The following is a 26,109-nucleotide window of genomic DNA, read 5'->3' as shown; positions in this document are numbered from 1 at the left end:
GTGAAAACCCCTTACCGCATCGTCTGACGTCCGATGGCCGAGGCCGATTTGGATAACATCATTGACTACATTGCTCAGGACAATCCAACCAGGGCTGAGAAGTTCGGCCAGGAACTGCGCGACAAGATCCTGCCGCTTACACAGAATCCGAAGATGGGTCGCACTGGCCGGCCGGGCTCGTCTGCTTTTGTGCGCGAGCTATATAGTGTAGTCACAAGATATCAGCCCAGAGGGCGATACATCTAATTTGCACGGCAGCAAGGAAAGAAGAGGTGTTTTTGGCGTATCTTGTAGCGATGCCACGCCATCTTTTGAGATGAAGAAAAGCATTTTCGACGAGATGCCTCAGCTTATACAGTTATTTATCGTAAGGTCTTTGTATTTTTCGATTCTTTTTTGGCGGGATAACAGCTTCCATTCCCTGTTTTTCCGCCTGTTCAACAATGGCATTACTGTCATAGCCACGATCTGCCAGCAGATGATCTGCATCAATCCCTTCGATCAGGCGGCCAGCCTGCGTGCAATCAGCAGTGGTACCTTGTGTAACAAGGATTCTGACCGGCATACCATGCGCATCCACGGCCAGATGTATCTTGGTGTTGAGCCCCCTTTTGTCCGATTCATATCCTGATTACCTCCTCTGGCTCCACTGGCGTGTGGATGAACTTTACAGTGACTGGCATCCATTATCAGCCATTCATAATCTGGATCATCAATCAGGATTTCCAGCAATTTTTCCCAGATACCTTTGTCACGCCAGCGAATGAAACGGCGATGAGTATTGCTCCAACCCCCGTAGTCCGGCGGTAAATCCCTCCATGGGGCTCCTGTCCGTATAATCCAGAAAACAGCATTGATAAACTGACGATTATCTGTGGCTACCCCTCCCCATGCCCCTTCTCGGCCTGGTAAATGCCCCTCAAGTAGCGACCATATCCTATCTGAAATATCATGCCTGCGATGTGAATGTGTCATGCGAGTCCCTTTAATTTCTTAAAAGGATCTCATATTTCTTATCTCATGACTACACTATCTAGTTGCCCATCGGAATTACATAGTGTTCTATCGTGTGCTGGACGAAGCCTGCACCGTGGAGATTTTACGAGTGAAACACGCGGCGCAACAATCATCGTGACTTAATTTTTTTGTCATTTCTCAACAGGTTGTTCATCTACATGAGAGAAGATGCGGGTTTTCAAATCCTTTCAACTTTTCCTGAAGCCTGGGATGAACAGTCATAAAAAGCCCGATTAACGCCTTTGATCGATCCTGTATTCCAGCTGCTGACCGAGCCGACGATGCAGACAGGAGATTTGTGCTGGTCGAAGTGTTGATCGAGCATCTGCGGCGGCAGGCGATTACCAGCGCCAATCGAGCGCAGGCAATTCAGATCACTACGATCACTGATTTAAAAAGTCTTCTGAGCCATTATTCACAAATAATAACCATTATCATCATTATTATTATTTTGTATTATGTGGTTTTTTTTCAGATAAAATAAATCATGTATAAATTTTGGGGAGTCCTGGTAATACTGGTTTCCAGTATTACTACTATCTATGCTCAATCACCCTCGAATGAGGATAATGATACTGCCAGCGGTAAAACGTTTCTGCCCGGAATTACCGTCAGTACCAGTGCCGATGCTTCAGCTGAAGGATTATCACCTCCTTATGCCGGTGGTCAGGTGGCGCGTGGGGGAAGGGCTGGTATTCTCGGTACGAACGACAATATGGATACACCGTTCTCGATTACCAGCTATACCAATGAGCTGATTCAAGATCGGCAGGCACGCAGTGTGGGTGATGTATTGCAAAATGATCCCAGTGTTCGGGTAGCCCGTGGTTTTGGTAATTTCCAGGAATCCTATTTCATTCGCGGGTTTATTCTGGGTTCAGACGACGTTGCGTTCAATGGTCTTTTCAGTTTGCTGCCACGTCAATATATCGCTACCGAATTGTTTGAACGGGTCGAAGTGATGCGTGGTGCCTCTGCCTTTCTGACGGGTGCCAATCCCGGTGGGGGTGGAATCGGCGGGGCGATCAATCTGATGCCCAAACGCGCACCCAATGAACCACTGACACGTTTGACCACGCATGTCGGCAGTGGCTGGCATCATAATGTGGGGGTGGATGTTGCCCGCCGATTTGGACCAGATCAGAAAATAGGTATCCGTTTCAATGGCGCATATCGAGGTGGCGGTACGGCAGTTGATAAAGAAGGAGTACAAACGGGACTTGCTGCAGTTGGGCTGGACTGGCGTGGTGACAAGTTTCGTCTGTCAGCGGACATCGGCTGGCAGGATAACCGTTTGAAACGTACCCGTACCAACGTTACCCTTGGATCAGGCATTACTGGTTCACCCAGGTTGCCTGATCCAACTACCAATTTTGCACAGCCCTGGTCCTATTCGAATGAGAGTGATATTTTTGGAACACTACGCGGCGAATACGATATCAATTCTTATCTGACTGCATGGGCAGCTTATGGTCTGCGTCGTACTGACGAAAAAAACTCTCTGGCCAATTTCACACTGGCCGACAGAGATACAGGGGATGGTTATGCTACCCGGTTTGACAATACCCGCAAGGACAATGTCGATACCGGAGAAATCGGTATCAGAGGTAAATTCAGTACCGGGCCAATAGATCATCGCGTGGTAATAGCAGGCTCATACTTCGAAAACGAAAGAAAAAATGCTTATGCCTGGGATTTTTTCAACCGGCTGAATACCAATATGTTTTCCCCGGTATCGTGGGAAAAACCCGATTTTAGCAGCGGTGCTTTCCGGGGTAATAATCTGTCTTCCCCGGGTTTGACCGGACGTACCCGCTTACTGAGCTTTGCCGTAGGAGATACTGTATCTATCCTGGAAGACAGGATTCTCCTGACAGCCGGATTCCGGCATCAGAACTTGCGCATGGAAAACTATGCTTATGACACAGAAGCCAAGTCACCTGCATACGATCGTAATCGGATCAGCCCGAGCGTAAGTGCTGTTTATAAGATCAATAAGCAATTCTCGATCTATGGCAACTATATCGAGGCATTGACCCAGGGCGACACTGCCCCGGGTACAGCAATCAATAGCGGTCAAGTGCTCGCTCCCTATGTTTCCAAACAAAAGGAAATCGGGGCCAAGTACGATGGTGGCCACATTGGCGCTACGATTGCACTTTTCACGACAACGAAGCCACGTTCAATCATCGATGCAGACAATGTATTCACTTCATCCGGACGAGATCGACACAGAGGGGTAGAGCTCGGTATCTATGGGGAAGTAATACGCGGTCTTCGCCTGCTGGGCGGTGCCACTTGGCTGGATGCCAAACAACGATCTACCGGTGACGTCACTACTGATGGCCAGCGTGTGATCGGGGTACCGAGTTTCCAGGCCAGTATGGGAGCGGATTGGGATATTCCCGGTTTACAGGGCGTGACTTTTGACAGTCGTGTCGTTCATACCGGTTCAAGTTACGCCAATGATGTCAATACGGTGAAGGTGGCAGGATGGACACGGCTGGATCTGGGTTTGCGTTATCTCACCGAATTCAGGGGGCATCTGGTCACATTGCGAGGCCGCGTCGATAACGTCACCAATCGCAAACATTGGGCTTCTGTAGGCGGCTACCCTGGACAGGGTTATCTGGTAGCCGGTATGCCGCGTACTTTCGTAGTCAGTGCCAGCATCGATTATTGATACATCGCTTTCTAATGGCCGGTAAACTGCCGACTATTTTCACCAGGGTGTGAGACTTTTTCCTGCTTCGACTGGCAATAGAGATGAAAACTCTCTATAACCGGAAAATTGAAGGAAAAAGTCCATGCTGTTTGCCCCTCTTGTTCACTCCATCCGCCTCCTATCAGGCCGGGTGAGGTATGCCGTATTGTCGCTACTGCTACTGATTGTCGCCGCCACAACATTTCCCGCCCAGGCGGCTGAAAACACACTGGATACACCCGATGCAGCTGCCCGAAAGCACTATGACATTCCGGCAGGCCCACTGGGACGGACACTTTCACATTTTGCAACAATTGCCGGTATCGCACTCTCGTTTGATCCGGCACTCACAGAGGGGCTTACCAGCCCCGCGCTGACAGGAAATTTTTCAGTAAGTGAAGGATTCAACCGGTTACTGGCAAACAGTGATCTGGAACTGATACGTAATGCTGACAGCAGCTATACACTGCGCCGGGCACCCATCAAAGCAGCTCAGGCAGGTGTAACGGCATTACCGGTCGTGACTGTCTCGACCAGTACGGAAAATGCTGATGATACTGGCTATGTCGCAAAGCGCAGCAGTTCGGGAACGAAAACAGATACACCGTTGATCGAGGTGCCGCAATCGATTTCTGTGGTTACGCGCCGTGAGCTCGATATGCGCAGCGTACAGGATATGAGCGAAGCTTTACGTTACACCCCCGGTGTGGTGGTCGATCAATGGGGATTTGAAGGGCGAGGCTATGAATATCTGCTTTTGCGCGGGTTTCAGGGGCTCACGACTTCTCTTTTTCGCGATGGTTTGAGCATGGCTGCTCAAGGGCTGTATTTCGGTTCTTTCATTACCGATACTTACGGCCTGGAACGTGTCGATGTGCTGCGCGGACCTACTTCAGTGACTTTCGGGCGAGGGGATGCCGGAGGTATCGTCAACCGGATTACTAAACGACCGAGTGCCGATCCCATTCGGGAGATCGAATTGCAATATGGTAATTTCGATCGTAAGCGGATTGCCGCCGATTTAGGCTTCGCAAATAATGATCGTAGCTTGATGTTTCGCCTGGTAACGCTTGGACTCGATTCAGACACACAGGTCAGATATCCCAATACAGAAGGAGATCGCGCGGGGCTCAGGCGTTTTTATGTTGCTCCTTCAGTGACCTGGCACCCGACAGCTGATACGACTGTCACGCTCATGGGAGAGGTTCTCAATAACCGGGCGGAAGCCTCCCCCTTCTTTCTTATGACACCTGATGGCAGGCATACCGATGTTGTACAGACAGATTCAAAGTTCGTTAAATACGCGACGAATCAATCCTCATTCAACTATCAGATCGAACATAACTTTAATGAGACATTCACTGCACGGCAGAATTTTCGTTATATGCAGCAAGATGGCAATTTCAACGATATGTTTCGTGCTGGTTTTGATGCCGATATTCCCACGCTGATGCAAAGAAGTGCCGTAACAACGAAAGAGCGTCTGACTCAAACAGTGCTCGATACTCATCTTCAAGCCAGGCTCGATACAGGCTCGTTGAATCATACGGCGTTACTGGGTATTGACTGGAACAGGACGAATGCTTCCCTGAGATTCTTTTCAGGAAAAGCTCCCGGTATCGATGTGTTTAATCCGATCTATGGCATATCGGTTCCTGTACCCGATAGTCTGGATATCGATGCAAAGCAAGAGATCGATCAGCTCGGTATCTATCTTCAGGATCAAATCAGGTACGGAGAGAACTGGATTCTGACATTGAGCGGCCGCTATGACAGAGTTGATACTAAAGATGCTGATTTTTTAAGCACTACCAATACTCGCAACAGGGACAATGCCTATACCGGACGAGCAGGGCTGACTTACCTTTTTTCCAGCGGGGTTGCACCTTATGTGAGCTATTCACAATCATTTCTTCCGTTACCAGGACTCGATTCCAGCAATCGCCCTTTCGAGCCGACTCGTGGCACGCAATATGAAGTCGGTGTCAAATATCAACCTGCAGGAGGAAGAAGCCTGTATACAGTGGCATTCTTTGATCTGACCAAAACCAACGTGCCTACGCCTGATCCCGATGATCCTTTTTTTCGTAACAGGCAGACTGGTGAAATCGGGTCACGTGGAGTCGAAGTGGAAGCAAGAGCAGAATTGTTACGCGGGCTGAATTTTATTGGATCATTTACCTATCATGACGTAACCGTAACCAAAAGTACGGATATCGACAAAGATAAAATGCCAATTCAGGTGCCTCATCTCATGACTTCTGCCTGGCTGGATTATTCCCTGGGAAATCTGGGGGTAAATTGGCTGCGAGGTTTTGGAATCGGCGGAGGCGTACGCTATGTGGGAAGAATTTTCAATGACCTGGAGAATACCAGTACGACACCTTCTTATACTTTGTTTGACGCCATGCTTCGCTACGATAACGGGCCCTGGATGTTTACCATCAATGCGAGCAACCTCTTCAATAATAAATACCTGTCCTACAATGATCCCGGCTGGCGAGCCTACCCCGGTCTGGAGCGAACAGTCCTGGGTACTTTGAAATTCAGGTTTTAACCTATGGAAACAAGCCACCGGCCATGCTGGTGGTATTACAGGCAGAACCTGATGCCGGAAATCTGATCAATCAGCATCTTCTTTTCACTTGCCAAACTTTACAGCATGCTCTGGATTTTTTGGTGAGAGGTGATCCCATTTTGTTTTTCGAGGGGCAATGTAGATAGGAGGGCTATTTACATTCCAATATCGAGAAAACAATATGATCATCATCAAACATTATTTTTTATTACCATCATTTCAACGTTTGTGGAACGGCAGGGCGATCGCGCGCCTGTTCCTGATCGTGATGCTGGCTGTATCGTACCTGACCATGATATCGCCAGTCAGTGCGCAGCAATCCGGGGTTGTCAGGCATTACCACATTCCAGCCGGTTCACTGACTACTGTACTCAATGATTTCGGTCGGGAAGCAGGCATTTTGCTGTCATTCTCGACAGAGCTGACCAACAGTCTGCAAAGCGCAGGATTGAATGGTAACTATACGGCTCACGACGGATTATCTGCTTTACTGGCTGGTAGCGGGCTGGAAGCAGTAAGAACGGCTGACGGCAGCTATACCCTGAGAGGATCGTCTGCCACTGTTTCTCAACCTTCAGAGGGGGCGTTGACATTGCCGGCAATGACTGTCATGACATCCGGGATAGTTGATCCGACGACTGAGGACACTGGCTCTTATACGACCGGTTCGACCAATACTTCTACCCGTTTGCCATTGACTCTGCGCGAAACACCCCAGTCTGTCAGTGTCATGACACGCCAGCGTATGGAAGATCAGGGATTGACACAACTTTCTGATGTCGTGAATCAGACCACCGGGATGGTATTCCAGTCAGGCGGGAGCAGTCAGTCCGATTCCGCCACTTTTTATGCGCGCGGGTTTGCTGTCGATAACTATCAGATCGATGGCGTGCCGCAGATTTACAATAACTACAACCGTATTTTTCAGACCAATGATATGGCGATCTTCGATCGTGTCGAGATCGTGCGGGGCGCTAATGGCTTGATGAATAGTGTCGGCACACCCGGTGCCAGTATCAATCTGATACGCAAGCGTCCGACAGATACATTCCGGGCCGCGACGAGATTCGAAGGAGGAAACTGGGGATATCGCCGAGCCGAAGGGGATATTTCCATGCCACTGATTCCATCGGGAAAAGTGCGCGGCAGGCTGGTGGGTGTGCTGAATACCAGCGATTCCTATATCGATCGTGAGGAACAGAAAAGATCGCTGCTTTATGGGATTGTCGAGGCAGATCTGACACCTTCCACACTGGCAACGGCCGGTTTCATGTTCCAGGAGCAGGATCAAACCGCAAATGCAAGAGGCGCTTTACCGGCTTTCTACTCTGACGGGACACGCACTACCTGGGGACGATCCGATACCGCGGCCGCAAACTGGGCTTATTCCAAAAGGAATGGTGAGATGGTATTCGTGACACTGGATCACCGCTTCAACGAGGACTGGCTGGCGAGAATATCGTGGAATCGTACAGTCACTAAATACGATGAAGTACTGGGTTATGCGCTGGGTGGTTATCCTGATAAAGCAACCGGTGCGGGAGTCAACCTCTGGGCCGGTCGCTGGAAAGGCGCGCCTACACAAAATACACTCGATGTTTACACCATGGGTTCATTTTCTCTGTTCGGACGCAAGCATGATCTGATTGCCGGGACCCTGTTCTCGTTCACGAAAGATCACACACCTACTTACCGGCTATGGTTTTTCGACAACTGGAGCAACTCGATCGGTAATATTTTCACCTGGGATGGCAATACACCCACTATGCCACCCACCAACGATACGCCTATCGGTGAGTGGGGTCAGGATGAGCAGGTTATCAGCGGCTATGCGACAGGCCGATTCAGATTACTCGATTCATTGTCCCTGATTGGGGGAGCCAGAGTAACGCACTGGAAGTTCAAGCGTTTTTCCGAAAACTATCAGACTGGCAACATAACACGGATCAATTCCAATCAGGATCCGGAAATTATTCCATTTGCAGGGATTACCTACGATTTTCTCGATAACTGGACGGTTTATGCCAGCTACACCAGTATTTTCAAGCCACAGACGATACGCAGCGAAAGTGGTGCATTTATCGATCCATTGCTGGGCAACAGTTATGAGGCAGGTATCAAGGCGGCATTCTTTGATAATCGTTTGAATCTGCATGGTGCAGTCTACAGAATTCAGCAGGATAACCTCGCCGTTGCACTGCCGAATAATGTACTGGCACCGGATGGTTCAACCGCTTACCGGTCAGTATCCGGGGCTAGAACCGATGGTTTCGAGATGGAACTGGCCGGTATGCTGACCCGGAACTGGCAGGCATCAGTCGGGTTTGCTCATAACGTAACGGAAGATCGGGATAAAGTGAAGCTGAATACCCAGGTTCCCCGGAATACGTTCAAACTGTTTTCCACTTACCGTTTTCCGACTGTTGCAGAAGGTTTGACGATTGGTGGTGGCGTACGCTGGCAGGATCGCATCTATCGTAATGACCAGGGCCCTGCCAGAGTCGAGATTTCCCAGGGCGGTTATGCGGTGGTTGATCTGATGGCGCGCCTCGAGATTACCAAAATGGTCGCTTTATCCGCCAATCTCTACAATCTCTTCGATGAGAAGTATTACCAGACGGTACCGGCGAGTTACTACGGCGCACCGCGTAATGTTCGTGTTGCACTCAATATAAGATTCTGAGGCAATGGCTGCCGGCCGTTGTAAACGGCCGGCAGCCAGGGAATCCCTGATCAAATCCCAATAGCTATGACCTTCATCGCGCTTCTTGCGATCATCACGATTTTGTCTGTAATGTGGCTCATAGAGGGCTTGGTCAGAGGCGCTCAAGGTGAGTGTAATGGCTGGAAATGTTGTTGCAGATAGGGGTATGACTTGACAGGTATCCGTTCCAAATAAATAATAATAATTATTCCTATTATTGTTATCTCAAATCAGGCTTAAGCTTTATTGTTCGAACCCCATCGTGACGATCCAGAATCCGGAAAATTCCCTTGCTTCCTGCAGTATCGAGTCGCTCTATTGCCATCATCACAAATGGCTGGTGGGGTGGTTGCGTCGCAGGCTGAGCGATGCTCTGCAGGCTCCGGATCTGGCGCATGATATTTTTTTGCGGATTCTGAGCAAGGATTCACTTCCTGTCATTCGTGAGCCACGTGCGCTACTCACTACGATCGCGCAGGGTATCGTAGCCAATTTCCATCGTCATCAGCGCATCGAACAGGCATATCTCGATGCACTGGCACAGATACCGGAGTCATTGGCGCCATCACCCGAGGCTCAGGCCATCATGCTGGAAACACTGGTGGAAATCGATGCGCTGCTGGATGGTATGCCGCCTCTGGTACGCAAGGTTTTTCTGTTGTCACAGATCGATGGCCTGCGTCAGAGCGAGATCGCTCAGCGATGCGGTATTTCTGTTCCCACTGTCAAGCGTTATGTAGCAAAAGCGCTGGAACAATGCTGCTTTATCGGATGATCAGGAAGTGTTTACGGGTGGATCAGTACCCTATAGCAAAATTGTTGTTTGATATCTGATGCCTGATACCGAAGAAATAGCCAGAGATTCGGCCGTACCACCAGATGTGCGGCGTCAGGCGGTCAACTGGCTGGTGGAATTACAGTCTGATATCGTGACGGATGAAACGCGTGATCAGTGGCAGAAATGGCGCATGTCTCATCCTGATCATGAATACGCCTGGCAGCAGGTAGAGGTTTTTTCCAGAAAATTGCGGGGACTTCCTTCTCCACTGGCACATGCTGCTCTGACTCCTCCTCATTCTTCGAGCCGGCGCAGAGCGATCAAGGCGCTGACTGTATTGATTTTCCTGGGTGGTGGAACCTGGGTGGCCGGAGAAGGGCGGCTCTGGTGCTGGTGGCCGGAAGATTATTGTACCGGTATCGGTGAGCACCGGGCTGTTACGCTTTCCGATGGAACAGGTATAGAGCTCAATTCCGGTAGCGCCATTACGGTCAATTTTGACGATACACGGCGTCTGATCCGTTTGATGAATGGGGAGATCATGGTGACCACTGCACCTGACCCCCGGCTGGCGAATGGAATCGGGGCTGCACGTCCGCTGCTGATTGAGACTGCACAGGGAATATTGCGTGCGATCGGGACACGTTTTACCGTGCGCCAGTTCGATGTGTCACAACAAGGCAAAAGTAGCGTGGCAGTATTCGAAGGTGCAGTCGAAATTCAACCGATCACCGGTCGTTTGCAACAGTTGGAAGTCGGCCAGCAGGCAGCTTTCACACGTGATGGCGTGATCGCTGTGGGAATGGCATGTGAGGCTGATACTGCCTGGCGTCAGGGTATGATCGTCGCGAGAGATATGCCGCTCATTGATTTTCTGGCTGAGCTGGGGCGCCATCGATCCGGCTGGTTGAGTTGTGACCCGGCTGTTGCACAGCTGAAAGTAACCGGGACCTATCCACTGGCAGATATCGGCAAGATACTGGCCATATTGCAGAAGACTCTGCCGATCGATGTGCAGCTGTTTACCCGATACTGGATTCGGGTAGGAGCACGGCAGGAGGATACATGATCAACAGTGCGTATACAGGCTCTATTTTTCGCAGACGCATGCAGATAGGGGTTTTACCTGCATAAAAATTGAGAAACATTATTCCGGGTGAAAACGAATATGAAATCCAATGCTGATAGTTTGACAGACACTGCTACTGAATCTGATCCTCCCGTACGGGGATTCCGCCAGCGGATGACCTGGCTGCATACCTGGGGAGGATTATGGGCCGGCTGGGTACTGTTTGCCATTTTTCTGACAGGAACGCTGGGGGTATTCGATGATGCCATTACCCGCTGGATGAAACCGGAGCGACCGCTTGTAGCAGAAATGGCGCCGGGCAGCGCCGAGCAGCGGGCACAGGCCGTCCGCCTGGCTCAGACCTACCTGCAGCAGGCGATGCCCCGGGGAGAATTCTGGAGTATCGGATTACCGGGTGAATCCGATCCGGCTATTCGTCTGTTCTGGCGGGAAAATGAAGATGCCAAGTTTCAGCAGACACGACTCGATCCGGTGACTGGTACAGAACTGGATAAGGCAGTCGATCGTGAAACCGAAGGTGGTCACCATTTCGTGCATATGCACTTCGAGTTTCATGCCGGGGAAGCCGGTATCTGGATGGTCGGATTTTTTGCCATGATCATGCTGGTTGCTCTGGTCAGTGGTGTCATTACGCATAAACGTATCTTCAAGGATTTTTTCACTTTTCGACCGAAGAAAGGCCAGCGATCATGGCTGGATGCGCATAATGTCGCATCGGTACTGACACTGCCTTTCCAGTTCATGATTGTCTATACCGGGCTGGCCATTTTTTATTCACTTTATATGCCGGCTGGCATATTCGCACACTATCCGAACAAGGATACTTATTTCTCGCAGTTGCTGTCCCGACCGGCTCCCCGGGAAGAGACCCATATCGATGCACAGGTGGCATCACTGGATAAATTGCTGCTGACTGCTGAAACGGAGCTGGGTAGACGAGCCAGCTTCATTTCCGTCAATCATCCAGGTGACAGCAGTGCTTCTGTTACGGTGTTCGGCCTTTTCGATGAAGAGGAAAATGAAAAATATCTGCTTCCGCCAGGTAGTGGCAATGTGATATTCGATGGGATCACCGGTGAAACGCTGGATATACAGATGTCGGGCGATCATCGCGGAGGGGAGGCACAGGCCGTCCAGCGGGTGATGGGGACTTTACATTTTGCAAGGTTTGGCGGTGACACCATCAAATGGCTCTATTTTATCAGTGGGCTGGCTGGCGCAATCATGATGGCGACCGGTTCCATTCTGTTCATGGTCAAGCGGCGGCAAAAGGCGTTGAATGAATTTGGTTCGCATACGCGCAGAGTCTATCGTCTCATCGAAACACTCAATGTCGCCGTCATTGCCGGGCTGTGCATTGCTTGTATTGCTTATCTGTGGAGTAACCGATTGATTCCGGTCGGGATCGAAGATCGGTCGCACTGGGAAATCACCACCTTTTTCACTGTCTGGCTGATGGCATTGCTGCATGCCTCGATTCGCCCGGTCGCTTCTGCCTGGGTAGAACAATTATCACTGGCGGCACTGCTGTGTCTGGCATTGCCACTGCTCAACTGGCTGACCACCGGCCAGCAGGTACTGACTTACGGATTGCAGGGAGACTGGGAAAGGGTGGGTGTGGAATTGACCGTCATCGGCCTCGGTCTGCTGCTGGCAACGATGGCGCAAAAGGCTCGCAGCATGGCACCTGTTTTGCCGCCTCGATCTGCGGTAGTTGCTACTCAGCAGAAAACAATCACTGCATCCGTCCCATACCGTAACAGCATTCTGATGCGCGTACTGGCTGCGACATTGGGAGGATATGCAGTTGCCAGCGGATTGGCGATCCTGTTGCCCATGGTGTTGCCGATGGCCCGGGCAGAAGCGGTATTGGCATCCACGCTGCTCAGTTTTGCTGCCTACACAGGAGTGATCATCTGGGTTTTTTCTGCGCGAGCACCGAAACGGGCATGGCAGGGTGTATTTTTTCTGGCTATCGGTTGTGCACTGACTATTTTGCTCAATGCTACTTTTGGAGGAATGTGAAATGTCCGTTCCATTGGCTGCGCTTGCAGCGTTTACACTGGCGTATGCCGGAATGACGGGCCTGAGCCTGGCCATGCCGCGCCATTATGAACAGGTGGCCGGGCAGCGTGTACTGCCCTCCGGCCGGCGTCATTTCTTCAGGATCCTGGGCTGGCTGTTGTTGATACTGGCGGTTGTACCCTGTATACAGGCATGGGGGGCGGTTGTCGGTGTGGTGGTATGGTTCGGATTTCTGACAGCGGGCGGGTTACTGATCATTCTGATGTTGCCCTATTTGCCACGTCTGGCTGCTCTGGCCGCTGCGGGGACAACGATTGCCGGTGTGCTGATATTGCTTGTCACATAAAAACTGCTGGCTTGCTGCAGCAGTATCGGATTGCTGTCCGCTCGTATTGCTTGTGCGGTGTGCGAAGACAGCAGCAGAAATCGCTTTACGATATCGATGAAATCATTCGATGGCATCGATAATCCCGGATTTATTTTATCGTTACCGAGGCTTCACTGAATGGCTGTTTCCACATCGGGCCGGCGCAAGAATCGCTGGCTGTTTTTGCTTCTCCTGATTATTCTGCTGACCGGCACAGGCATGTGGTGGCAGGGTGATGCTGATCCTGCCTATCAGACGGTACCAGTCGCCCGTGGTGATATCGAAGCCAGTGTCGCTGCAATCGGTACGCTGCAACCACTGAAATCGGTCGAGATCGGCGCTCAGGTTTCAGGGCAGATCATGCGATTACATGTGGAGGTTGGCGATACGGTCGAAAAAGGTCAGCTGCTGGCTGAAATCGACGCCCGTGTCCATCAGGCGACAGTCGATGCCGGGCGGGCCCAATTGGCCGGTCTGCGAGCCCAGCTGGCTGATCAGAGGGCACAGCATGAGCTGGCCAAACAGCAGTATGCACGTCAGCAGCAGATGGAAAAGGATGACGCCACACGGTTGGAGGATGTACAGGTGGCTGCTGCCGCCCTCAAATCTGCAGCTGCGCGTATCGACCAACTGCGTGCCCAGATCCAGCAGGTCAGCTCCACGCTCAAGGGTAATGAAACGCTGCTCGGATTTACCCGCATTTATGCACCTATTGCCGGGGTGGTGGTCGGGGTCGACGCCAAAGAAGGGCAGACACTGAACGCAACCTATCAGATTCCGACAGTTCTGCGCGTAGCTGATCTGACCCGGATGACCGTATGGATCGATGTTTCCGAAGCGGATATCCGGCAGATCAAGGCTGGCATGCCGGTTTATTTCACCACACTGGGAGGAGATCGGCGTCGCTGGCACAGTACCGTGCGGCAGATATTGCCTGCGCCTCCCCAGGCAGTTCCGGCACAGGGAGGGGGTGATAACAACAAAACGCCGGCGGCGGGTACCAAAGCTGTGCAATATACCGTTTTGTTCGATGTCGACAACAGCGATGGTGAGCTGATGCCGCAAATGACGGCACAGGTCATATTCATGATTGCCAGTGCCAGTAATGTACTGACCGTTCCGATACCTGCCTTGTCACCGGTGGAGCGGAAAGATCAGAATGATCTGTACCAGGCACGCATCCTGGGTCAGGATGGTCAGGTGCAGGTACGCGAGTTGCAGCTTGGTATACGTAACCGGTTGCAGGGTGAAGTCGTGGCCGGGCTGAAGGAGGGGGAGCAGATCATTGTCAGTGAACAGACTGAATCGACCAAGCCTCGGAGATTCCGGTGGTAAGTACTGACCTACCGCCGCTCATCGAGCTGAGAGGTATCCGCAAGCGTTATGGCGGAGGAGACAAGCCGGAAGTCGAGGTACTGCACGGTATCGATCTGGATATCCGGGCAGGTGAGTTTATCGCCATCGTCGGGTCATCAGGATCGGGTAAATCCACGCTCATGCATCTGCTGGGCTGTCTGGATCGACCCAGCAGCGGCAGTTATCGGTTTGCCGGAGAGGATGTTTCCACTTTCGGGTCGGATGAGTTGGCCTGGCTGCGGCGCAAGGCGTTTGGCTTCGTGTTTCAGGGTTACCATCTGATTCCAACTGAATCAGCCCGGGAGAATGTGGAAATCCCGGCGATTTATGCTGGTTTGCCGCCGGGTGATCGGATGCAGCGTGCTGCTGATCTGCTCGGACGGCTCGGATTGAGCGACAAGCTCGATAATCGCCCCAACCAGCTTTCCGGAGGTCAGCAGCAGCGTGTTTCGATTGCCCGTGCACTGATGAACGGCGGACATATCATTCTGGCCGACGAACCGACCGGTGCACTCGATTCCAGAAGCGGCGCCGAAGTAATGGAACTGCTCCGTGAACTGGCGGGTGCTGGCCATACTGTCATTCTCATCACCCATGACCGTGATGTAGCCGCACAGGCCCAGCGGGTAGTCGAAATCCGCGATGGCCGGATCGTGGCAGATAACGTGACTGACCGGCAGCCGAGCGAACAGCTGCTTCTGCATCACGCCGGACTGTCATCGCTGGAGATGACCCAAGCCCATGAGGATACCGGCACACCATTCTGGCAGGGGTTGCATGAAACGATCCGGGCTGCCTGGCGCGTCATGTGGATTCACCGTGTGCGTACCAGTCTTACACTGCTGGGGATCGTCATCGGGGTGGCCTCTGTCATCGTCATGCTGGCTATCGGTGAAGGGACCAAACAGCAGGTGATTGATCAGATGGGATCAATGGGGACGACCATTATGTATATGAGCAGTGATGTTCCGTCCACAGGTGGGCCGGTAGGGGTGATCACTGAAGAAGATCTGGATGAGGTGGCACGTTTGCCAGAAATCAGCCGGGTCATGCCAGTGATTGGTGATCCGATTCTGGTAAGGCATCAGAATGTAGATAAACAGATCTATGTATTTTCCAGCCCTTATATCATGCCGATGGTTCATCACTGGCGTGTGGCACAAGGACGTTTTTTTACTGAGACAGAGGATCGTGAACTGGCTCCCGTGGTTGTCCTCGGCTATAAAATCTATCGCAGCTTTTTTCCGCATCTGTCGAACCCGGTGGGTCAATATTTGCTGATTGGTACCTCCCCGTTCGAAGTGATCGGGGTCATGGCTGAACGCGGTGCCGAATCCGGCTCCCAGAATTATGACGATATGGTATTCATTCCTTATCGGGCCGGCCGCGCACGCGTCTATCAGGCGCAGGAACAGCCTGACTACATCGTCATGGAAGCAGCTTCGATGGATCAGGTACAGGAAGCTGAAGAAGCAATCAGAGCGCTGCTGCTGGAGCGCCATGGGCGCGAGGATTTTCGTATTGGTAATGCAGCAGCCAGATTGAAGACGCAACTGGAAACGCGCGATACCATGACCAGAATGCTGGGTCTGGTCGCAGCGGTGTCACTCCTGGTCGGGGGGATTGGTGTGATGAATGTCATGCTGATGACCGTCCGGGAACGCACGCGCGAGATCGGCATCCGGATGGCGACCGGTGCGCGGGAATACGACATTCTCAGCCAGTTCCTGATCGAAGCGATGCTGGTGACGATCACAGGAGGGACGGTGGGTGTGATACTTGGGTTGACAGTAGGCGCATTGCTTGTTTTCTGGGAGGTACCGGTCGTTTTTTCATTTGGTGTGATGATCGGCGCATTTGCCTGTGCAGTGATCACCGGGCTGATATTCGGCTATATGCCGGCCCGGACCGCAGCGCGGCTGGATCCGGTCGTGGCATTGTCTTCGGAGTAAGTCGCCAGATGAACAGAGTCGTATTATTTCTTTTGGTGTGGTTACCGGCTGCTTGTACCAGCCTGACTGCGCCGAAATCGAATATGCCATCGGAAGCCATCAATGTACCGGCACAGTGGCGCGCAACGTCTGATCTTGCTGCGCCGGATGTCACGCGCGACTGGTGGCGCAGTTTCGGTAGCACAGAGCTGGAGCTGTTGATCGTTCAGGCGCAAAAACAGAGTCTCAATGTCGTAGCCGCGGTGGCGCGTGTGCACCAGGCCGAAGCTGCCGCCCGTATTGCCGGCGCACCATTACTGCCGGAGTTGTCTGCCAATGCCGATTTCAGCCGGAGAGGGCAATATGGTGGTGACAATGTGTTTCACGACAATACTTTTTCCGGTGGGCTGGCAGCCAGCTATGAAATCGACTTCTGGGGCAAGAATCGTGCACGGCGTGATGCCGCACGGGCGATTCTGCGCGCCACTGAATTTGATCACGATACGGTTTCACTGACAGTCACTGCCGGTACGGCCCAGCTATGGCTGCAGACAACGGCATTGCGTCAGCGTATCGATATTGCCGAGCGTAATCTGGATAATGCCAGCCGTTTATTGACACTGGTGGAAGCATGCCGGCGGGCAGGTGCCGCTACGCTGCTGGATGTGGCACGACAACGCGGACTGGTGGCTGCACAACAGCGTTTCCTGGCTGCTCTGCACCAGCAGGCAAGCGATACGCAAACCGCTCTGGCGGTGCTGCTGGGTCTGCCGGCTTCCACGTTTACCGTGAAAAGCAGCCGGCTCGATGCGCTGCAGGTACCTTCCATCAGTGCCGGATTGCCATCCGATCTGCTGGTGCGCCGGCCGGATATCGCCAGTGCTGAAGCACAACTGGCAGCAGCAAATGCCAGCATCATCGCTGCCCGTGCGGCCATGTTCCCAAGTCTGCAGCTGACTGCCAGCATGGGAGTCGTGACACCTCTCGATGGCCCTCTCTACGGTGTTGCGGCTGGTCTGATGGCGCCGATCTTCAATGCGGGCCGGCTGGCGGCCGGACGTGATCTGGCCGTTGCTCAACATGAGGAATTATTGGCCGGCTATCGCAGTGTCATCATCAGTGCATTCGGCAATGTCGAAGTGGCGCTCAATGCGGTAACGGGTTACGACCTGCAGGCAACCGCACAAACGCAGGAGCTCATCCAGGCCCGGCGGGCGTTCGATCTGGCTGAATCACGCTACAAGGCGGGCGCGGAGACTCTGATGACGTTGCTCGACGTGCAACGCACCCTTTATGCTGCGCTGGACAATGCTGTGCAATTCAAACTGCTGACTCTGCAGGCCAGAGTATCGCTCTACCGGGCGCTGGGAGGCGGGTGGAAGACTGTTGCTGATGCCCGTCCGAATGTTTTGTGACCGTGGAAAGTAGTGACCATCTATTCGAGATTGCATTGCAGGCCAATCGTACATCTTATAGAATGCGAACTATTCTCATTAATATCATCTGATCGGAAGACGGAAAATGACCATCCCGGTTGTCAAGCTGGTAACGTGGCAGCAAGCGCATGATCTGTACAATAATCATCATGGCTGGTTGCAGAAATGGCTGTATCGCAGGCTGGGTAATACTTTCGATGCAGCAGATATTGCCCAGGATGTATTCATGCGGGTACTTACTCGCCGGCAACCCTCCCAGATACACGAACCACGGGCATATCTGTCTTCCATCGCCCGTGGCCTGGTCGTCGATCACTGGCGTCGGCGCGAGCTGGAGCAGGTCTGGCTGGAGATACTGGCAGTTCTGCCTGAACCCGAAACGCCTGCCCCTGAAAGCCGCCTGATCTTTCTGGAAACGCTGGTCGAGATAGACCGGGTGCTCGATTCACTCAAACCGGCAGTACGCACCGCCTTTCTGCTGGCACAGATCGATGGGCTGATCTGTTCGCAGATCGCAAAACATCTGGACGTATCCGTGGCGACTGTCGAGCGCTATATTGCCAAGGCACTGCGCCAGTGTTACGCATTGCATTTCGAAGCATGACCGGATGACACACCCGTCCGTCGATCAGGAAAATCTGCCACAAACTGCCTCTCTTCCTGAAAACATCATTGAAGCTGCCATCACCTGGTCAATCAGACTCGATTATAACGATCCCACACCTGAAACCCGTCAATCCTTCGACCAGTGGCTGCACGCCGATCCGTTGCATAGGCTTGCCTGGCAACGGGTAGATTCTCTGAATAATCTCAGGAATGACTGCAGGAGTCTTCCTTCCAGACTGGCATTCGATACACTGCAGGAAGTGGACAGCAGACGCCAGTCACGCAAACTGAGCCGCAGAAATGCGATGAAACTGCTGTCTCTGGCGGGTATTACCATCGCAACCGGCTGGACTGTGCGTGAGCATACTCCCTGGCAGCGTCTGCTGGCGGATGCCAGTACCGTCACGGGTGAACAGCGTGTACTCCATCTGACCGATGGTACGGTTGTCGTGCTCAATACCGACAGTGCGGTCAGCTTTGATCTGACGGAAGCACAGCGGCTCATCGTCTTGCAGCGAGGTGAGATGCATATCACTACCGGCCCCGATAGCGAAGTATCGGCCCGAATCGGCAGGAAGCGTCCGTTCCGGGTACATACGCCATTCGGTGAACTGCAGGCACTCGGTACCCGTTTTGTCGTACGGCTGGATGAGCAACATGCCCGCGTCAGTGTGCAGGAAGGCGCGGTGGAGTTGCATCCATCTGCCGGTGGTTCGTCAGCCATCGTGCAGGCGGGTGAGAGCCGCCGACTGACCGGAAGCAGCATCCTGCCTGCAGCAGACCGGTATTTCGAGGAAGATGGCTGGATCAGTGGTGTCATTGCCGGTAAAAATATCCGGCTGGCCGATCTGGTAGCTGAGCTGTCACGCTATCGTCCGGGTTACATCGTTTGTGACGAACGTGTGGCCGATCTGCCGATATCGGGTATTTTTCATGTGAAAGATACGGATAAGGCACTGCAATTTCTTGCACAGACGCAGCCGGTCAGCGTGATGTATCGCACGCGTTTCTGGGTGATAGTGGGTCCGAAGAGCTTATATCGTTAACAGAGATAGGAGTGCGGTAGGATGCGGTGAGGTACGAACTGCATCGCTGTCCTTGCGAAATGGTACGCTGAAGCAATCCAGTGGCTTGATCGTTTTGTTGCAAACCATGGACACAATGAATAATACGGGTTAGGCTATGCACATATTATTATACGCATGGAGACATCAATGCCAACGATACAGTCTGTCCGTCGTACCCAATCTGGCCGACCTGGCAAACGTGCAATCAATCTGAGCTTGAGTGCTGATGTACTGGACGCTGCCAGGCAACTGGATATCAATATTTCTCAGGTCTGCGATACTTACCTGCGTGAAGTGGTGTGTCATGAGCAAGAGCGCCGCTGGCGTGAGGAACATGCGGATTTTATTACTGCCTACAATGCCACTATCGAAGCTGAGAATCTGCCACTGGACGAGTGGGGGAGTTTCTAAGGAACCTCTAAAAAATATTAGCGAGGCAATCAGTTCAAGGCAAAAATCGGCAAGAAAGCGGAGTTTATACGTAATAAATGAGCATTCTGAGCCGATTTTTAACGCAGAAATGACAACGCAGGTAGTTTTCTGGAGGCTTCCTTGTGGCACGTTTCGATGTTTATGTTAACCCGGGTAGTTACGCCGCTACGACACCTTATCTGCTGGATGTCCAGAGCGATCTGCTTGATGTGCTGGATAGCTGCATGGTCATTCCATTGCGCAGCCTTGAGCACTTCCCCAAAGTTAAATTACCCGGCAGGCTGACTCCGGTTGTAACGATCAAAGGCCAGGATTTTCTGCTGGAAACTCCAAAAATGGGGGCTATCCCCCGGCGACTACTTACAATGCCCGTGCTGTCGTTACGAGATATGCAACCCGAGATTACCAGTGCACTCGATTTTTTGTTTCACGGATATTAAGGAACCTCTGCACGATCCTCCATGAGCCGCATTGCAGGCAAAATCGTGATGATCGCAAGAAGCGCGACGAAGGTCGTAGCTATTCTACGATGCCGAGGAGCGCGACACAGCGAGCGCATGATTTTGCCACAACCCTTTAGGGCACTGGTTTTTCAGACGGACTGCAGCGTTGAGTTCGTTGTGAAGGGAGCAGCCATTCACTGCCTCACTCGCCTTACATTCCATCCGCAAAACACAGTGTGCGACCATGTGGGATTCGTGCAGAGGTTCCTTAATGCGTGAGGCGGCGCAGCACAGGAAATCGAGGTATTGTGATTCTCGAAAATAGTTCTTGAAGCTCTATTCTTGATTGCATACCATCTCAACGAGTTTTGATAAAAAAGGATGCCCATGAGACCGTCTGTTATGCTTGACATGAAACGAAGCGCAGTGCGTGAAGCGGTAGGCCGCTTCCGCACCGCGAACCCGCGTGTCTTTGGTTCGGTGCTGCATGGCACCGACCACGATGGCAGCGACCTCGATCTGCTGGTCGATGCGCTGCCTGGTGCGACACTGTTCGATCTGGGTGGTCTGCAAGTCGAGCTGGAATCACTGCTCGGCCTCCACGTTGATTTGCTGACGCCCGGCGACCTGCCGCCAAAGTTCCGGGCCAAGGTACTCGCGGAGGCGCGACCGATATGAGCGAAAGCCGCCTGCTCGATTACCTCGACCACATACAGCAGGCCGCAACCGACGCATGCAGCTTCGTAGAGGGCCTGGCCAAAGAGGATTTCCTTGAGAACAAGCAAACTCAGCAGGCCGTCATCATGAGCCTCATCATCATCGGCGAAGCTGTCACGAAGGTGATGGATGGCTATGCCGAGTTTGCCCAGGCACATGCTCAAGTGCCGTGGCGCAATATGCGCGGCATGCGCAACCGCATCGCCCACGGCTACTTCGACATCAACCTCGATGTGGTGTGGGACACCGTGCAGGCAGCACTGCCGGAGTTGCTCAAGCAATTGCCCGCCGTGCGCCAGGACGCCGACAATGAAGCAAAAGACAAGCCATGTTGATTGGCTTATACGTGAATCTCGACGCAAGATCAGAACCTGTAGCTGCAACGCGAAGCCTTGACCAGGGCCGGATGTAAAAAGATCTTCGAGGACAAGGTGAGTGGCACGTCGCAGGGGAGGCCGCAAACCCAAGATGACCGACAGTAAGATCGAGTCGACAATGAAGCTGCTGGCCAACGGCGTTCCGCCCAGGGACGTGGCCAAGAACCTTGGCGTGTCCATTCCTACGCTTTATCGCTGGATTCCTGCCTCAGTGCAGCCTTAGCATACGATTTTTTCCGTTTTATAGTGCAACAGGATACGGTAAGGTACGAACTGCATCGCTGTCCTGGCGATAAGTAAGGGAACCTCTGAAAAACGTTAGCGAGGCAGTCAGTTCAAGGCAGAAGTCGGCGAAGAAGCGGAGTTTATACGTAATAAATGAATATTCTGAGCCGACTTTTAACGCAGAAATGGCAACGCAGATAGTTTTGCAGAGGTTCCTAAATGGTTCGTAAATTTATTCGTTGAATAAAAACAGGAGAAGCGTCAGAAAAATTTTTCGGAAAAGGTGAGGGGATTTCGATTCTCGATCGACCTATCAGGTGGGAGCCTTGTTTGTTGATCATTAACCTACCTACCGAAAATAATATGACTATCTTTCATCCTCGTATCATCACTCGTTGTTTTACATCCATTTCTGGTTTGATCCGGCTGTTGCGTGCTGCGGTACTGTGCAGCGTGATACCGGGTTTTCTTGTCTTGAGTGGTACCAGCTTTATACAGCCTGTACAGGCACAAGATAATGCAGCGGCGTCGGCTGAAACCGATACCAGAATGTTTGATATTCCTGCCGGCCCGCTGGATAGCGCGCTGGATCGCTTCGCTCGCACTGCAGGCGTGAATCTGACCTATGATCCTGCACTGATCAGCAACAGGGTGACCAGAGGGCTGAGTGGTCGCCATGATGTTTCAGCGGGGCTCATGTTGCTGCTGGCCGGTAACAATATAGAGGTCATCAGGCAACCGGGCGGAGGGTATACCCTGCATAAAATACCGGCCACCAGGAATCCGGCTGCTGATGGAAAGGCGGTGCTGCCCACGATGACCGTAAAAGCAGATTCCCTGAAACAAGGCACAGCAGAAGAGGGCTATCTAGTTAGTAATGTCAGCGGAATTGGCTTATGGGATGAACGCAGCTTGCGCGATACCCCTTATTCGATGAGCGTTGTGCCTTCTGATCTGATCGAAAATATCAATGCCCAGAATATGGGACAGATCTTTAAAATGAATCCCCTGACTCAGGAACCACCTATTCAGAATTTTACCGGTGTACCTATGGTCGTCATGCGCGGGTTTTATTCGTCCAATCCCGTTTATGATGGCATACCCCTTGCTCTTGGGAACGGCTCTGCCGTATCCGTCATCGAGATCGATCGAGTCGAAATTCTCAGCGGAACCTCAGGCTTTCTCTATGGTGGCGGCAGAGTAGGCGGGGCAATAAATTACGTGACCAAAAGCCCAACCAGTGTCCCGCTCAGAAGGCTGACGTTTGGTAACTACGGTGGTACTCAGTTTTATGGCCATGCTGATATCAGTGGAAAATTCGATGATCGGGGCCGCTTCGGTTACCGGGCCAATCTGCTCTATCAGGGCGGAGATACCGCTATAGGTGAGCCCGTAAAACAGAAAGTCGCCAACATCGTGCTGGATGGTCATCTTACCGATACCCTCTACGCGGATGTCAAATATACTTATAACGACTACAGCAAAGAAGCAACACAACCAACATTTAATAGTGTGATAGAAAGAACTGGGGTCGATACCAGTAAACGCTATTCTCCCAAATGGGCATCTAATGACTTGGAAAGTCACAAAGCTTACACCAGCCTGCGCTGGGATCCCAGTAAGTATTTCACCCTTAGAAGTGCTTTCTTCTATCAACATACTAATATGAGAACCAACCAAATATATTTAAATGAGCAAGCGAACAGGACCTTTATTCCTAGAATGTTAAACGCCCCGTGGGAAAAGCATGAAAATTATGGGGGTTATATCTACCTGGATACGCGATTTTCAACGTTTGCTGTCGACCATAAACTAACCTTAGGTTATTCCTCTACTTATTATGAATACTTTTTGCGTGGTAATGGTTTTGTTCTTCGGTCTGGTACAAGCCTCTCGTTAAATGAAGTTAAAAACTTATCTGAGCCGGATTGGGGAGCATCTTTCGGAAAGGGAACCGTATCATCTCCCTGGATTGATCAATATAATAATGTTTTGATTGGAGATGATATTACTTTCAATGATCAATGGTCTGCGATGATCGGATTCAACTATGCTACTACCATGAATAAAGCATCCGGTTTTTATGGCGATGGTATTAAATATGAAAAATCTGCGCTGACCCCCTCCGTCTCGGTGCTGTATAAACCGATTAAAGATGTCACCACCTATGTCTCTTATATGGAAGCACTTGAAAGAGGAACGAGAGTAGGTAATACCTATACTAATTTTGGGGAAGTATTCCCACCACTCGTCAGTAAACAATATGAAGTGGGTCTGAAATACGATGTCAATCCTAATTTATTATTGAGTACTGCGCTGTTCCGAATCGAGAAAGCCAATCAATTTTCAAATCAAGCTATGCCTATCCCCACTTACGTTCAGGATGGTTTGCAAGTACATAACGGGGTGGAATTGATCCTGACCGGAAAAGTAACCGACAATCTGACTATCATGGGAGGCGGCACCCTGATGGATATCAGCGTAGAGAAAGCCGATGATCCTGCTCTGGAAGGAAAAAAACCGGTCAATGCTGCTTCCCGGATGGGCAAAATTTATGCGGAATATGCACTGCCATGGATCCCAGGGTTGAGCCTGACCGGCGGGATTTACTATACCGGCGAGAGATATGGCAATGCGGCCAATACCGACAAGATTCCCAGTTATACCCTGTACGATATCGGCGCACGATATACTACCCGTGTACTCAATAAAGCACTAACCGTACGTCTGAATGTCATTAACCTGACTGGTAAAAATTACTGGCAAGATGCTAATTATTTAGGCGTACCGAGGACTGTTGCGTTTTCTGTCAGTACGATGTTTTAACGTTTTAGCTTGATATTCCGGGCTCAGAATAGAGCCCGGAGGACTTCTTCCTGCAAAATCCGGCAGAAACTCCTGTCATTTCCCGAACTACTCACGCATCAAACATTTCCTCGATTGTCTGTGCTATCAGTATTCGTTCCCTCAGATCAGCAAAGTTTGCGAGTCTGCTGCCCTGACTGGGTGTCTGGTCATATATAAAACCAGTCTTGCAAGTCGGGCACCTTACCTTATAAAATAAGAATCGTTCTCATTTTATTTTTGTGTTCGCACATGTGCATAACCGATGACGAAGAGGGCGCTGTGCCGGCCACTGACCTTGCAGCACACCGAATCCATGTTCTGTATACCGACCATCACGGCTGGTTGTATGGCTGGCTGCGTCGCAAACTGGGTAATGCCTGTGATGCAGCTGATCTGGCGCACGATACTTTTCTGCGCGTCATGGTTTCACGGCGAATGCCGGTACATTTGGGTGAGGAACCGCGTGCGTTGCTGACGCACATTGCCAAGGGTCTGGTCATCGATCACTGGCGGCGACAGGATGTATAGCGAAGCTCAGATAGATTGATTATAATTTACAGATGACTTATCCCATTTCATTTCGCCGCAAAGTTTTATCAGTTCGAGAGAAGGAAGGACTCACCATTGTGCAAACGGCAGCCCGTTTTTGTGTAGGAATTGCCAGCGTGACACGCTGGATAAAAAATCCTGTTCCTCAGGAGACCCGTAACAAACCGGCAACGAAGATCGACATGGCTGCGCTGGCTCGTGATGTACGGGAATTTCCAGACGCCTATCAGGCCGAACGGGCTCGTCGACTGGGTGTGAGCGAAAAAGGTATCGGCCACGCACTAAGGCGTATGAACATCAGCTATAAAAAAAACACTGCAGCATCCCAAAGCGGACGAAGACGAACGGCGCATCTTCCAGGAGACGATTAAAGCGTATCAAGCTCAAAACCGTGTCATCGTCTATATTGATGAAAGTGGTTTTGCTCACGATATGCCACGAACACACGGGTACGCGCCCATTGGCAAGCGATGTCATGGAGTGTGTGATTGGCACGCAAGAGGCCGTGTCAATGTCATCGGCGCATTAATCGATAAATGTCTGCTGACGGTGGGATTGTTCGAAAGCAATATCGATGCAGATACTTTTTTCGGCTGGACGATACACGATCTGTTGCCAAAACTCCCGCCAGCGTCAGTCGTGGTCATGGATAACGCGACCTTTCACAAGAGGCTGGATATTCAAAATGCAATCACACAAGCCGGACATACGCTTGAATATCTGCCAGTGTATTCACCTGACCTTAATCCTATTGAGCACAAATGGGCTCAAACCAAAGCAATCAGAAAACAACAAAACAAAACCGTCGAGCAACTCTTTAAAATCGAATCATTTTATGTGACGTAGGCTATAGAGCGTGC

At 51.5% G+C, this 26,109-nt stretch carries 22 protein-coding genes and 2 pseudogenes; 23 read left to right on the top strand and 1 reads right to left on the bottom strand.

The window, feature by feature from the left end; genetic code table 11:
* Positions 1-33: 33 nt before the first annotated feature.
* Positions 34-246: a type II toxin-antitoxin system RelE/ParE family toxin gene (locus tag HRU73_RS05095; RefSeq protein ID WP_287399712.1), complete on the top strand. Its 213-nt coding sequence runs from the start codon at positions 34-36 to the stop codon at positions 244-246.
* Here the strand turns inward: HRU73_RS05095 and HRU73_RS05090 are convergent.
* Positions 212-975 (bottom strand): annotated as a pseudogene (locus tag HRU73_RS05090) (IS5 family transposase). The gene HRU73_RS05095 and the pseudogene HRU73_RS05090 sit on opposite strands and share 35 nt — an antisense overlap.
* 73 nt (positions 976-1,048) lie before the next feature.
* Between HRU73_RS05090 and HRU73_RS05085 the strand changes: the two are divergent.
* The 22 genes and pseudogenes from HRU73_RS05085 to HRU73_RS04980 form a co-directional block, all read left to right on the top strand.
* Positions 1,049-1,135 (top strand): annotated as a pseudogene (locus HRU73_RS05085) (type II toxin-antitoxin system RelE/ParE family toxin); the annotation flags it as partial.
* Positions 1,136-1,504: 369 nt separating this feature from the next.
* On the top strand, positions 1,505-3,700 hold the full coding sequence (locus HRU73_RS05080; protein WP_287399710.1) for a TonB-dependent receptor: 2,196 nt from the start codon (positions 1,505-1,507) through the stop codon (positions 3,698-3,700).
* 124 nt (positions 3,701-3,824) lie between these two features.
* Entirely contained in the window at positions 3,825-6,278 is a 2,454-nt protein-coding gene (locus HRU73_RS05075) for a TonB-dependent siderophore receptor (protein ID WP_287399708.1), read from the top strand.
* A gap of 202 nt (positions 6,279-6,480) precedes the next feature.
* Entirely contained in the window at positions 6,481-8,982 is a 2,502-nt protein-coding gene (locus HRU73_RS05070) for a TonB-dependent siderophore receptor (protein ID WP_287399707.1), read from the top strand.
* A gap of 283 nt (positions 8,983-9,265) precedes the next feature.
* Complete coding sequence (locus HRU73_RS05065) at positions 9,266-9,778, top strand: sigma-70 family RNA polymerase sigma factor (protein WP_276679404.1); 513 nt, start codon at positions 9,266-9,268, stop codon at positions 9,776-9,778.
* Between the two features lie 58 nt (positions 9,779-9,836).
* Entirely contained in the window at positions 9,837-10,850 is a 1,014-nt protein-coding gene (locus HRU73_RS05060; RefSeq protein ID WP_287399706.1) for a FecR domain-containing protein, read from the top strand.
* A gap of 99 nt (positions 10,851-10,949) precedes the next feature.
* On the top strand, positions 10,950-12,896 hold the full coding sequence (locus HRU73_RS05055; protein WP_287399705.1) for a PepSY-associated TM helix domain-containing protein: 1,947 nt from the start codon (positions 10,950-10,952) through the stop codon (positions 12,894-12,896).
* Position 12,897: 1 nt separating this feature from the next.
* Entirely contained in the window at positions 12,898-13,242 is a 345-nt protein-coding gene (locus HRU73_RS05050) for a DUF3325 domain-containing protein (RefSeq protein WP_276678341.1), read from the top strand.
* 159 nt (positions 13,243-13,401) lie between these two features.
* Entirely contained in the window at positions 13,402-14,598 is a 1,197-nt protein-coding gene (locus tag HRU73_RS05045; protein WP_287399702.1) for an efflux RND transporter periplasmic adaptor subunit, read from the top strand.
* Positions 14,592-16,571: a MacB family efflux pump subunit gene (locus tag HRU73_RS05040; protein WP_287399701.1), complete on the top strand. Its 1,980-nt coding sequence runs from the start codon at positions 14,592-14,594 to the stop codon at positions 16,569-16,571. Before HRU73_RS05045 ends, HRU73_RS05040 begins: the two co-directional genes overlap by 7 nt.
* A gap of 8 nt (positions 16,572-16,579) precedes the next feature.
* Complete coding sequence (locus HRU73_RS05035; RefSeq protein ID WP_287399699.1) at positions 16,580-17,965, top strand: efflux transporter outer membrane subunit; 1,386 nt, start codon at positions 16,580-16,582, stop codon at positions 17,963-17,965.
* 106 nt (positions 17,966-18,071) lie between these two features.
* On the top strand, positions 18,072-18,590 hold the full coding sequence (locus HRU73_RS05030) for a sigma-70 family RNA polymerase sigma factor (RefSeq protein WP_287399697.1): 519 nt from the start codon (positions 18,072-18,074) through the stop codon (positions 18,588-18,590).
* A gap of 4 nt (positions 18,591-18,594) precedes the next feature.
* Positions 18,595-19,638, top strand: a complete 1,044-nt coding sequence (locus tag HRU73_RS05025) for a FecR domain-containing protein (protein ID WP_287399696.1) — start codon at positions 18,595-18,597, stop codon at positions 19,636-19,638.
* A 168-nt stretch (positions 19,639-19,806) separates the two neighbouring features.
* Positions 19,807-20,070: a type II toxin-antitoxin system CcdA family antitoxin gene (locus tag HRU73_RS05020; protein ID WP_287399695.1), complete on the top strand. Its 264-nt coding sequence runs from the start codon at positions 19,807-19,809 to the stop codon at positions 20,068-20,070.
* A 143-nt stretch (positions 20,071-20,213) separates the two neighbouring features.
* Positions 20,214-20,531: a CcdB family protein gene (locus HRU73_RS05015; protein ID WP_287399693.1), complete on the top strand. Its 318-nt coding sequence runs from the start codon at positions 20,214-20,216 to the stop codon at positions 20,529-20,531.
* Between the two features lie 390 nt (positions 20,532-20,921).
* Positions 20,922-21,212 carry a nucleotidyltransferase family protein gene (locus HRU73_RS05010; RefSeq protein ID WP_287399691.1) on the top strand — a complete coding sequence of 97 codons (291 nt, stop codon included), beginning with the start codon at positions 20,922-20,924 and terminating at the stop codon, positions 21,210-21,212.
* Positions 21,209-21,586: a HepT-like ribonuclease domain-containing protein gene (locus HRU73_RS05005; RefSeq protein ID WP_287399690.1), complete on the top strand. Its 378-nt coding sequence runs from the start codon at positions 21,209-21,211 to the stop codon at positions 21,584-21,586. Before HRU73_RS05010 ends, HRU73_RS05005 begins: the two co-directional genes overlap by 4 nt.
* Positions 21,587-21,686: 100 nt before the next feature.
* On the top strand, positions 21,687-21,851 hold the full coding sequence (locus HRU73_RS05000) for a helix-turn-helix domain-containing protein (protein WP_502709307.1): 165 nt from the start codon (positions 21,687-21,689) through the stop codon (positions 21,849-21,851).
* 551 nt (positions 21,852-22,402) lie between these two features.
* Positions 22,403-24,679 (top strand): TonB-dependent siderophore receptor, encoded by a 2,277-nt coding sequence (locus HRU73_RS04995; protein ID WP_287399689.1) that lies wholly within the window; start codon positions 22,403-22,405, stop codon positions 24,677-24,679.
* A gap of 270 nt (positions 24,680-24,949) precedes the next feature.
* The gene (locus HRU73_RS04990; RefSeq protein ID WP_287399688.1) at positions 24,950-25,228 is read left to right on the top strand and encodes a sigma factor; all 279 of its coding nucleotides are present in this window, start codon (positions 24,950-24,952) and stop codon (positions 25,226-25,228) included.
* 32 nt (positions 25,229-25,260) lie between these two features.
* Positions 25,261-25,620: an IS630 transposase-related protein gene (locus HRU73_RS04985; RefSeq protein ID WP_281871569.1), complete on the top strand. Its 360-nt coding sequence runs from the start codon at positions 25,261-25,263 to the stop codon at positions 25,618-25,620.
* Complete coding sequence (locus tag HRU73_RS04980; protein WP_353765125.1) at positions 25,553-26,095, top strand: IS630 family transposase; 543 nt, start codon at positions 25,553-25,555, stop codon at positions 26,093-26,095. The genes HRU73_RS04985 and HRU73_RS04980 overlap by 68 nt, the downstream gene beginning before the upstream one ends.
* The last annotated feature ends 14 nt before the right edge of the window (positions 26,096-26,109 follow it).

The organism is Nitrosomonas sp. H1_AOB3 (assembly GCF_015709435.1).
Classification (GTDB): domain Bacteria; phylum Pseudomonadota; class Gammaproteobacteria; order Burkholderiales; family Nitrosomonadaceae; genus Nitrosomonas; species Nitrosomonas europaea.
This window is presented reverse-complemented; position numbering and strand designations above follow the sequence as displayed.

Excerpts from the sequence above, each read along its gene's own strand:
- HRU73_RS05095 (WP_287399712.1), top strand. The coding sequence starts at position 34 with ATGGCCGAGGCCGATTTGGATAACATCATTGACTACATTGCTCAGGAC.
- HRU73_RS05080 (WP_287399710.1), top strand. The coding sequence starts at position 1,505 with ATGTATAAATTTTGGGGAGTCCTGGTAATACTGGTTTCCAGTATTACT.
- HRU73_RS05075 (WP_287399708.1), top strand. The coding sequence starts at position 3,825 with ATGCTGTTTGCCCCTCTTGTTCACTCCATCCGCCTCCTATCAGGCCGG.
- HRU73_RS05070 (WP_287399707.1), top strand. The coding sequence starts at position 6,481 with ATGATCATCATCAAACATTATTTTTTATTACCATCATTTCAACGTTTG.
- HRU73_RS05060 (WP_287399706.1), top strand. The coding sequence starts at position 9,837 with ATGCCTGATACCGAAGAAATAGCCAGAGATTCGGCCGTACCACCAGAT.
- HRU73_RS05055 (WP_287399705.1), top strand. The coding sequence starts at position 10,950 with ATGAAATCCAATGCTGATAGTTTGACAGACACTGCTACTGAATCTGAT.
- HRU73_RS05050 (WP_276678341.1), top strand. The coding sequence starts at position 12,898 with ATGTCCGTTCCATTGGCTGCGCTTGCAGCGTTTACACTGGCGTATGCC.
- HRU73_RS05045 (WP_287399702.1), top strand. The coding sequence starts at position 13,402 with ATGGCTGTTTCCACATCGGGCCGGCGCAAGAATCGCTGGCTGTTTTTG.
- HRU73_RS05035 (WP_287399699.1), top strand. The coding sequence starts at position 16,580 with ATGAACAGAGTCGTATTATTTCTTTTGGTGTGGTTACCGGCTGCTTGT.
- HRU73_RS05030 (WP_287399697.1), top strand. The coding sequence starts at position 18,072 with ATGACCATCCCGGTTGTCAAGCTGGTAACGTGGCAGCAAGCGCATGAT.
- HRU73_RS05025 (WP_287399696.1), top strand. The coding sequence starts at position 18,595 with ATGACACACCCGTCCGTCGATCAGGAAAATCTGCCACAAACTGCCTCT.
- HRU73_RS05020 (WP_287399695.1), top strand. The coding sequence starts at position 19,807 with ATGCCAACGATACAGTCTGTCCGTCGTACCCAATCTGGCCGACCTGGC.
- HRU73_RS05010 (WP_287399691.1), top strand. The coding sequence starts at position 20,922 with ATGAGACCGTCTGTTATGCTTGACATGAAACGAAGCGCAGTGCGTGAA.
- HRU73_RS05005 (WP_287399690.1), top strand. The coding sequence starts at position 21,209 with ATGAGCGAAAGCCGCCTGCTCGATTACCTCGACCACATACAGCAGGCC.
- HRU73_RS04995 (WP_287399689.1), top strand. The coding sequence starts at position 22,403 with ATGTTTGATATTCCTGCCGGCCCGCTGGATAGCGCGCTGGATCGCTTC.
- HRU73_RS04990 (WP_287399688.1), top strand. The coding sequence starts at position 24,950 with ATGTGCATAACCGATGACGAAGAGGGCGCTGTGCCGGCCACTGACCTT.
- HRU73_RS04985 (WP_281871569.1), top strand. The coding sequence starts at position 25,261 with ATGACTTATCCCATTTCATTTCGCCGCAAAGTTTTATCAGTTCGAGAG.